Annotated in this window: 7 protein-coding genes; 2 read left to right on the top strand and 5 right to left on the bottom strand. The window is 67.7% G+C overall.

The genetic code is table 11. From position 1 onward, the window contains the following. Nucleotides 1-267 precede the first annotated feature (267 nt). The 5 genes from AC1DVR_RS23165 to AC1DVR_RS23145 form a co-directional block, all read right to left on the bottom strand. Nucleotides 268-2,019 (bottom strand): S9 family peptidase, encoded by a 1,752-nt coding sequence (locus tag AC1DVR_RS23165; protein ID WP_478002990.1) that lies wholly within the window; start codon nucleotides 2,017-2,019, stop codon nucleotides 268-270. 77 nt (nucleotides 2,020-2,096) lie between these two features. Next, nucleotides 2,097-3,209, bottom strand: a complete 1,113-nt coding sequence (locus AC1DVR_RS23160) for a succinylglutamate desuccinylase/aspartoacylase family protein (RefSeq protein WP_478002989.1) — start codon at nucleotides 3,207-3,209, stop codon at nucleotides 2,097-2,099. Nucleotides 3,210-3,303: 94 nt separating this feature from the next. After that, on the bottom strand, nucleotides 3,304-4,692 hold the full coding sequence (locus tag AC1DVR_RS23155) for a protein kinase domain-containing protein (RefSeq protein WP_478002988.1): 1,389 nt from the start codon (nucleotides 4,690-4,692) through the stop codon (nucleotides 3,304-3,306). Between the two features lie 2 nt (nucleotides 4,693-4,694). Next, nucleotides 4,695-5,435, bottom strand: coding sequence for a metallophosphoesterase family protein (locus AC1DVR_RS23150; RefSeq protein WP_478002987.1), 741 nt, complete (start codon nucleotides 5,433-5,435; stop codon nucleotides 4,695-4,697). A gap of 99 nt (nucleotides 5,436-5,534) precedes the next feature. Continuing rightward, on the bottom strand, nucleotides 5,535-6,026 hold the full coding sequence (locus tag AC1DVR_RS23145; protein WP_478002986.1) for a flavin reductase family protein: 492 nt from the start codon (nucleotides 6,024-6,026) through the stop codon (nucleotides 5,535-5,537). Between the two features lie 113 nt (nucleotides 6,027-6,139). Here AC1DVR_RS23145 and AC1DVR_RS23140 point away from each other — a divergent pair, with 113 nt between their 5' ends. Together AC1DVR_RS23140 and AC1DVR_RS23135 are read left to right on the top strand one after the other, a co-directional pair. After that, nucleotides 6,140-7,894, top strand: coding sequence for a DNA polymerase III subunit gamma/tau (locus AC1DVR_RS23140; RefSeq protein WP_478002985.1), 1,755 nt, complete (start codon nucleotides 6,140-6,142; stop codon nucleotides 7,892-7,894). Nucleotides 7,895-8,182: 288 nt separating this feature from the next. Next, entirely contained in the window at nucleotides 8,183-8,527 is a 345-nt protein-coding gene (locus tag AC1DVR_RS23135) for a YbaB/EbfC family nucleoid-associated protein (protein ID WP_478002984.1), read from the top strand. Nucleotides 8,528-8,585 lie beyond the last annotated feature (58 nt).

Here is an 8,585-nt window from a genome sequence, read left to right as displayed (position 1 = left end):
GTCGAGCCAATCCTTCGAAACGTCGACACCGATGAAATCCCGTGGCAAAGTCATGGCGGCCTGTCCTTGATCTGCGGGGTCGTCTGTTGGCGCAGCGCCCCAGGCAACTGTTCAGGTTTGAACGCGAAAACGCAGACGAGCCCCAAGCTACCGGACGGGCTCAGGCACCCAAGGATGGACCGGGGTCTCGTCTGCAACCTCCATTGTCGCAGATCGCCAAGAGACAAGGATGGGCAATTTGCCCATCTTGCGGGGCGGCATGCGGGGTCAGGCATGCTGCGCCGTCCTCGCCAGAGCCGCCTTGACGAAGGCCGCGCTCAGCAGCATGCAGGTTTCCACTGCGCTGCGCCGCAAGACCGCGTCGTGTTCGTCGTCGAAGATGACCGCCTCGTGCCGGATCCCCGCCTCGGTCAAAGCCTCGGCCAGCGAGAATCCCGCTGCCTCGGCGCTGTCGGGCGCGCGGCCTTCGAAGATCAGCACCTCCCCCCGGACCCGGTGCAAGGCAGCGCCGAGGTTTTCGTGAAATCCGCGCGGGCCGATCAGGACCGCGGCCCTGACCAGATCGCCGTGCCTGGCCAGGCAGGCAAGCGCGGTGCGGGCGCCGGCGCCAGCGCCCAGCACTGCGACGGCGCGGGGCGCGTGGCCGCGTTCCAGCACCGCCTCGATGCCTTGGGTGATGTCGCTGACATCGCGGCCCTGACTGCCGCCGACCCGTCCCCCACAGGCGCTGCGCCAATCCTGCCCGAACCCGGTCGAGCCGCGAAAGTTGGGATCGAGCACGGCATAGCCCTGCGCGCGCCAGAAGCCGATCAGCGGATGTGCCCGATCTTCGGAGTGCTGGTCGGGGCCGTCGTGCAGCCAGACGATCAGCCCGAGCGGCCGGCCCGCCGGCAGGTAAAGCCAGCCCTGCACCTTGCGGCCATCCGCGCCCTCCCACCACAGATCGCGCGGGGCGCTGTGGTGGCGGATCGTGGAACCGGGCGCCGCGCGCAGGGTCACCGCGCGCGGCGCCTTCAGGCTGCGGCAGAGGCCGTTGGGGGCGACGCGCACCAGATCGTCGGGGGCATCGGCATCATAGGCCAGCGCCAGCCAGCCGCCATCCGGCAAGGCGACCTGCGGGGCGAGGTTGCCGCGCCCGGAGTCGTTGCCAAAGACCCGCTGTCCCGCCGCATCGAACAGCACCGGGCGCAACACGCCATTGCGGTGGGCGAGGCAGACAAACCCGCCCTTGCCACCGACCACCACGCTGTGCGGGCAGATCTCGGGCTCGCCCCCCAGCCATTGCGTCGTCCCGGTCGAGAGCGTGAAAATCCCCAGCTCATCCCGCCCGCCGCGTTCGGCGATCACCACGATCCGGTCCTCATCCAGCCAGACGCCCCGGCAGGCATCGGCTGGCCCAAGGGCAAAGACCTCGCGCAGGCCAGAGCCATCGGCGTTCATCAGCCAGAGCTGGCCGCCGTTGCCCCGCGCCCGGACATGCAGAAGGATGCGCTGACCCGAGGGCGACTGCAGCGGCGCCTGGGGCAGAAAGCTGGGCGACCGCGCGAGGCATGTCCGCGTGCCGCTGGTCAGATCCTGCCGCCAGATCAAACTCTCCGCGACTTGCGTCTGGCTGGCATAGTCATAGTCCGCCATGAAAATCAGTGCCTTGCCATCCGGCGTCAGCGCTCCGCCCAGCACATGATGACTGTCCTGCTTGGGAGTGAGCAGGCGCAGGCGGTTGCCGATCCTGCGGTCCATCAGCAGTAGGTGGCCCTGCCCGCCCCCCTGCCGCGATTGGGCGAGGATCAGCACCTGCCCATCGGCAGAGACATCGCGGATCTCGCAAGGTTCGCTCGCAAAGGTCAGCTGTTCGGCCAGGGCGGGACTGCCCTCCTCCACCGGGGCGCAGAAGACATCGGCCACCTCCCCCATGCCCATGCCGGACCAGAAAGCCCAGCGCCCATCGGCCGAGGCATGGACCCCGCGGATCTGCGGCAGGCTGGCCCAAGCATGGGCGAGGGTCTTGAGGTTGTCCATGCGTGCGTTCCGGATCTGGCCCTTGGTTCAGGACAGTCTTGCCGCCGCATTCTGAAGATATGGTTTACGAAATCGCACTACAGCGACAGAAGATCGCCGCTGCGCACGATGGTGGTGCCGGCGACATGGGCCAGCGACTGACCGCGCAGGCAGGAGCGCCAGAGCTCGGTGCGAAAGAGCATTCCCGAAACCGGCGCGGTCACCGGCATCCGCCGGCGGCTGACCGGATCGACGACATGGCCCAGAACCTGGCCCACTGCGACCTCGTCGCCGGGGCGGACGGCCCAGGTCACCACGCCGCCCTGCGGCGCAAAGACCTCGCCCGCGCCGGCGAGGGGCAGATGCAGGGCATCGCCATGCGAGGGGAACAGATCCCAGCCCTGCACCGCCCCGATGCTGGCCATGAAGGTCATCAGATTGGCGGCATCGCGCGCCGCCAGATCATCGGCCACGTCGAACTGGCCGCGGTATTCCAGCGTGGCGGCGAAACAGCCCTGCGGCACAGCGGCGCCAAACCGCGCCCGCAACTGCTGCCAGGGCCGGCTGTTGGCCTCGTCGAAGGCATTTCCACCCGAGACATCCGCGATCAGCGCCAGCTTGGCGCCCACCGACTGGCACAGGAGCCGCGTCACCTCGGGCTGCAGGGTCGAGGCGTAAAGATGCATCACCGCGAAATGGTCGCAATGCAGGTCCAGCACATAATCGGCATCGCAAGACCAGGTCATCAGGCCGATCTGCAGATCCTGCAAATCGCTGCGCGGCGTCACCTCGGACAGGGCGGCGCGGAAGGCGCGGCGGATGGTGTGCAGGTTCTGCCCGGCGTTGCGGCCGAGCGCACCCTGCAGCCGGTCGCCGGCCAGGGCCGCCAGATCGGGATAGCCGCGGTTGAAGTTCTGCAGAGTACCGGTGTCCTGCCGGCCCTGCGGGCGCTGATGCGTCCACTGCGACAGGCCGATCGGGTTGGCCATCGGCACGATGCAGATCTCTCCCAGGACAAGGCCCTGACGCGCCGCCTCGTCCAGCAGGTCCATCAGATGCTGCAACACCAGAACGCCCGGCATCTCGTCGGCATGCAGCCCGGCCTGCAGATAGACCTTGGGATGCGCGCCCACGGATCCGAAACGATAAAGCGTCACCTCGCGGCGGGTTCCGGCGGATGCGCCTGTCAGGGGCCAGGTTTCAATGCGCATGAAAGACCTATATTTTCATGGTATCTGGACCGCAGGCGCGCGAAACGTCAAGGCTTTCTCCAGGCTTTCCCCATACCGGGCCGTCGCAGGTCCATCACGGCTGGCGGATCACGGTGACCGAGGCCGAGGCCTCCGCCACCACCTTGCTGGAGACCGAGCCCAGATAGCGCCGCGCCGTCGAATGGCCGCGCGCCCCCATCAGGATGTGATCGGCCCCAAGCTGCGCCGCGTGGTCGATCAGGACCTGCGCCGGGTCGGTGCCTTCGAGGATGGTGAAGGTCAGCTGCGCCTCGGGCAGGTCCAGCTCCTCGGCCCAGGCTTTCAGGCGGACCAGCCGCGCCACATGCAGGTTCTCGCCCGAGGCATCGACCATCACGTCAATCGCCAGCCGCCCGGCGCGGATGACATTGACGCAGGCCACACGCGAATCCGGCTCCAGCAGCAACATCCGGCGCACCCAGGACAGCAGGGGCGCGGCCAGAGCCTCCCCCTCGGGCGAAAGATCCACCGCGACCAGCAGGATCGGCGCGCGACCGATCTGCACCCCCACCCGGTTCGGATGCGACAGCGCGGTCACCTTGTGCATCTTGCGCCAGCGCGCGAAGACCCGGCCCCAGCCGTCGGGGGCCAGTTTGCGGGCGCGCTCGGTCAGGGTCACCTGCCCGGGATATTGCAGGTCAAAGCGCAACTGCGCCGCCGATTGATAGCGTTTGGCGGGGTCGACCTCCAGCGCGCGCAGGATGACCTCCTGCAGCCACTCGGGGATTTCGGGGCGCACGCCGCGCGGCGGCATCGGGTCGCGCCACAGCCTGCGCCGCACCTGGCGCAGGGCCTGGGGCATGCCAAAGGGCGGGTGACCGGTGGCCATTTCATAGATCATTGCCCCGAGCGCGAACAGATCGCTACGCATGTCGTCGCGCTGGCGCAGGTATTGCTCGGGCGCGATATAGGGCCAGGTGCCCATCGGGATGGCGAACTCTTCCTCCAGAAGGTCGGGAAGTTCGTCGTGGCGGGCGAGGCCGAAGTCGATCAGCACCATCTCGCCCGTCGGGCGTTGCAGGATATTGGCCGGCTTCAGGTCCAGATGCGCCACATGTTGCTGATGCACGGCATGGACCGCCTCGGCGATGCGGGCGGCGGTTTCCAGCAGGTCCGAGAGTGGCCAGGGCCCCTTGTCAAAGCGCGCTTGCAGGCTGGGGCCGGGGATCATCTCCTGCACGATATAGGGCAGCCGGGTGAAGTCGCCGACGCCCAGGATGCGCGGCACATGCGGGCCGGTCAGGCGCGGCATGATCATCTGCTCGACCTCGAATCCCACGATGGTCGGGCCGTCATAGCCGTCGAGGATCGTCGGCACCTTCATCACCATCGGCGTGCGGTACAGCGCATGGGTCACCGCCCAGATCGAGGCGAAGCCGCCCTCGTGCAGCTTTTCTCCCAGGGTGAAGCCGTCGATCTCCAGCCCGGTCTGCGGTCTCTGCATTGCTAATCCCCACAGATCAGGCGTTGCGCCAAGGCCTCGGGCAGGCCCGCCGCGCGGATTTTCGTGGCCACGAGCCCGCAGTCATAGGCGACGCGGCGAAAGGTCACCTCGGCGGCCTCTTCGTCATAGATCAGATAGGAGGCCTGCGGGCAGCCATCCCGCGGCTGGCCGACGCTGCCCACCACCGCCAGCCAGCGGCGCGAGCGCAACAGCGGCGAGGGCAGGCCGAACCGCACCCGCGTTGCCGCCACCTGCCCACGCAGATCGGCGGAAAACAGCGCCGGCACATGGACATGGCCGCAAAACGTGACCTGCGCCTGACAGGAGCGCAGACAGCCCGCCGCCGCCACCTCGTTGGTCACATAGATCCAATCCTCGGGCGCCTGCGCGCTGGCATGGACGAAGAGCGCGCAATCGCGGGTCGCCCGCATCGGCAGTGCGGCGAGAAACCCGGCCTGCGCGGGCGACAGCCGCGCTCGGGTCCAGTCGATCGCGATGCGCGCATTGGTGCTCATCCCGGCCGAACCTGCGGTCACCGCCTCGTCATGATTGCCGCGGATCACGATGGCCCCGGACTGCGCCAATGCCATGGCCTTGTCACAGCACCATTCCGGATCAGGCCCATAGCCCACGATATCGCCCAGAATCACCACGCCGTCACAACCGCGCGCGGCCTGATCCTCCAGCACGGCGGCAAAAGCCTCGCGGTTGCCATGAATGTCGCTGAGGATCGCCAATCGCATCCCGTCCGCCTCCCAACGGTGGTTGCCATGGGGCGAGCTTAGGCGAAGGAGCGGCGCAACGCCATGCGACCGGGCAGCGCGGCAAGGATTTCCGCCGGCTCAGCTCGCCAGCGCGTGATATTGACCGTTCCAGTACAACAGCGCACCAAGGCCGGGCAAAGTGCGGATCTGCAGAACCCGGCCGATCAGGATCGAATGCGTGCCCCGGTCGATCATTTCTTCGACCTTGCAGGCAAAGGCCTGCGGCGCATCCGCCAGAAGCCGCACCCCCGAGGGCGCCTCGACCCAGTCCGCGCCCTCATACCGCGCCGGCCCGCGCAAGCCACCCTTGCCGGAGAACCGTTCGGCCACCGCCTGATGCCCCGACCCCAGCGCCATCCAGCCGAAATAGCCATGCCGCGCGATGAGCGGCCAGCTGGAGGTGGAGCGGTTGATGCAGGCCAGAACCATCGGCGGCTCGGCGGTCAGCGAGATTCCGGTGGTGATCACCATCCCGCTCGCCTCCGCCCCCTGCCCCACGGTGATCAGGCTGCAGGTGCCGACAATGCCGCGCATGGCGGTTTTGAAGGCTTCGGGGCTCGGGTCTTGCAACGGCTCATGTTCCATAGGGCGGATGTAGGGCAATTCCCCCGCGCTTTCCAGCGACAGGTTTACCTTGGCCGCGCCAAAGCTTAGTCTTGCTCCACCTCGAATCCGGGAACCCCATGTCGTCCACCGACCCCGCCTACCGCGTTCTGGCGCGCAAATACCGCCCCGAGACCTTTGCCGACCTCGTCGGCCAGGAGGCCATGGTGCGCACGCTGAAGAACGCCTTCGCGGCGGACCGGATCGCGCATGCCTTCATCATGACCGGCATCCGCGGCACCGGCAAAACCACCACCGCCCGGATCATCGCCAAGGGCCTGAATTGCGTCGGCCCCGATGGCAAGGGCGGCCCCACGACCGAGCCTTGCCTCGTCTGCGAACCCTGCCGCGCCATTGCCGAGGGCCGCCATGTCGATGTGATGGAGATGGACGCCGCCTCGCGCACCGGGGTCGGCGACATCCGCGAGATTATTGAATCCGTGCGCTACCGCGCCGCCTCGGCCCGCTACAAAGTCTATATCATCGACGAAGTGCACATGCTGTCGACCGCCGCCTTCAACGCTTTGTTGAAGACGCTGGAGGAACCGCCCGAGCACGTCAAATTCATCTTCGCCACGACCGAGATCCGCAAGGTGCCGGTCACCGTCCTGTCACGCTGCCAACGCTTTGATCTGAAACGCATCGAACCCGAGGTGATGATCGCGCTGCTGCAGAAGATCGCCAAGGGTGAAGGCGCCACCATCTCCGACGCAGCCCTCGGTCTGATCACCCGCGCGGCGGAAGGCTCCGCCCGCGACGCGACTTCACTGCTGGATCAGGCGATCTCCAACGGCGCCGGCGCTGTCGAGGCCGAAGCGGTCCGCGCCATGCTCGGCCTCGCCGACCGCGGCCGGGTCATGGACCTTTTCGACATGATTATGCGCGGTGCGGCCGCCGAAGCCCTGCACGAATTGTCCGAGCAATATTCCGACGGCGCCGATCCCCTCGCCGTGCTGCGTGACCTGGCCGAGATCACGCATTGGATCTCGGTCATCAAGATCACCCCCGAGGCCGCCGAAGACCCGACCCTTGCGCCGGATGAACGCAGCCGCGGCATGGACATGGCCAGCCGGTTGCCGCTGCGCTCGCTCTCGCGGATGTGGCAGCTTTTGCTGAAAGCGCTGGAAGAGGTCGCCCAGGCCCCCAATGCAATGATGGCGGCCGAGATGGCGGTGATCCGCCTGACCCATGTGGCCGACCTGCCCGACCCCGAAACCCTGTTGCGCCACCTGCGCCACGTCCAGCCCACCGCCAGCGTCCCCGGCGGCGCCCCGGCGGGCGGCGGCGGGGGTGGAGGCGGGGCGGTTCACGCCCCCATGATGCGCCTCGCCCCCTCGATGCCGATGCGCGGCCCGGTCATGCAGGGTGGTCAGGCTCTGGCGGTCCAATCCGCGCCCGAAACCCAATACCAGACCTTCGACCAGGTTGTGGCCCTGATCCGCGACAAGCGCGACATGAAGCTGTTGTTCGAGGTCGAATCCACCCTCCGCCTCGCCCGTTACGCCCCCGGAAGGATCGAGTTCGAGCCGACCGCCGACGCGGCCCCCGATTTCGCCGCCCGCCTCGGCCAAAGGCTGCAAAGCTGGACCGGCACGCGCTGGGGCGTCTCGGTCGTCTCCTCCGGCGGGGCGCCCACGATTGCCGAAGAACAGGACCGCGAGATGGCCGAGGCCCGGGCGGAGGCGATGACCCAGCCCCTCGTCCAGGCCATCCTCGCCGCCTTCCCTGCCGCCAGGATCACCGCCATCCGCACTCCCGAGGCGCTGGCCGCCTCCGCCGCCGAAGCCGCCCTCCCCGAGGTGGAGGACGAATGGGACCCCTTCGAGGAAAGCTGACAAGGCGCCCGAATTTTCTGCGAAAATTCCGCCCGGCCCGAGCGGCCGTTCTCTGTTTTCTCGCCCTGCACTTTGCACGGACCTGAACCAAGCTGGGCGCGTGTTTCTCCAGCGCGGCCCCTCGCTTTGTCTGCAATACCGCGCAACCGGCGCCAGCAGCGACCGGCCCGCCGCAACGGCGCCAGCCCCCCCTTCATCAATGCCTTTGCGTCAGGCGCGTGAACGGCTGACCCTTGCCCCGCGCCCCTGCCCCACTTATCTCTATCCTCGGAACAAAAGGAGAAGCCGATGCTGAAAGGTTTGGGCGCCATTGGCGACATGGCCAAGATGATGAAGGCCGCACAGGAAGTGCAGGGCAAGATGGGCGAGCTGCAGGAACAGCTGGCGCGGATCGTCGTGATCGGCGAATCCGGGGCCGGTCTGGTGAAGGCCCGCGCCACCGCCAAGGGCGAGATCACCGGGCTCGACATCGACCCTTCGATCCTCGTCGCCTCGGAAAAGGAAGTGGTCGAAGACCTGATCATCGCCGCCCTGCGCGACGCGCAAGCCAAGGCCGCCGCCCGCAGCCAGCAGGAAATGGCCAAGCTGGGCGAAGCGATGGGCCTGCCCGCCGATTTCAAACTCCCGATCTGACAGGCTCCCCCCCGCCCCCCCTTCATCCAGACGAAAATATCCCCGGGGGGGTCTGGGG

This window comes from Rhodobacter sp. P2_H5, assembly GCF_056403335.1.
Note: the sequence above shows the minus strand (reverse complement) of the source record. Positions and strands in the feature narration are given on the sequence as shown.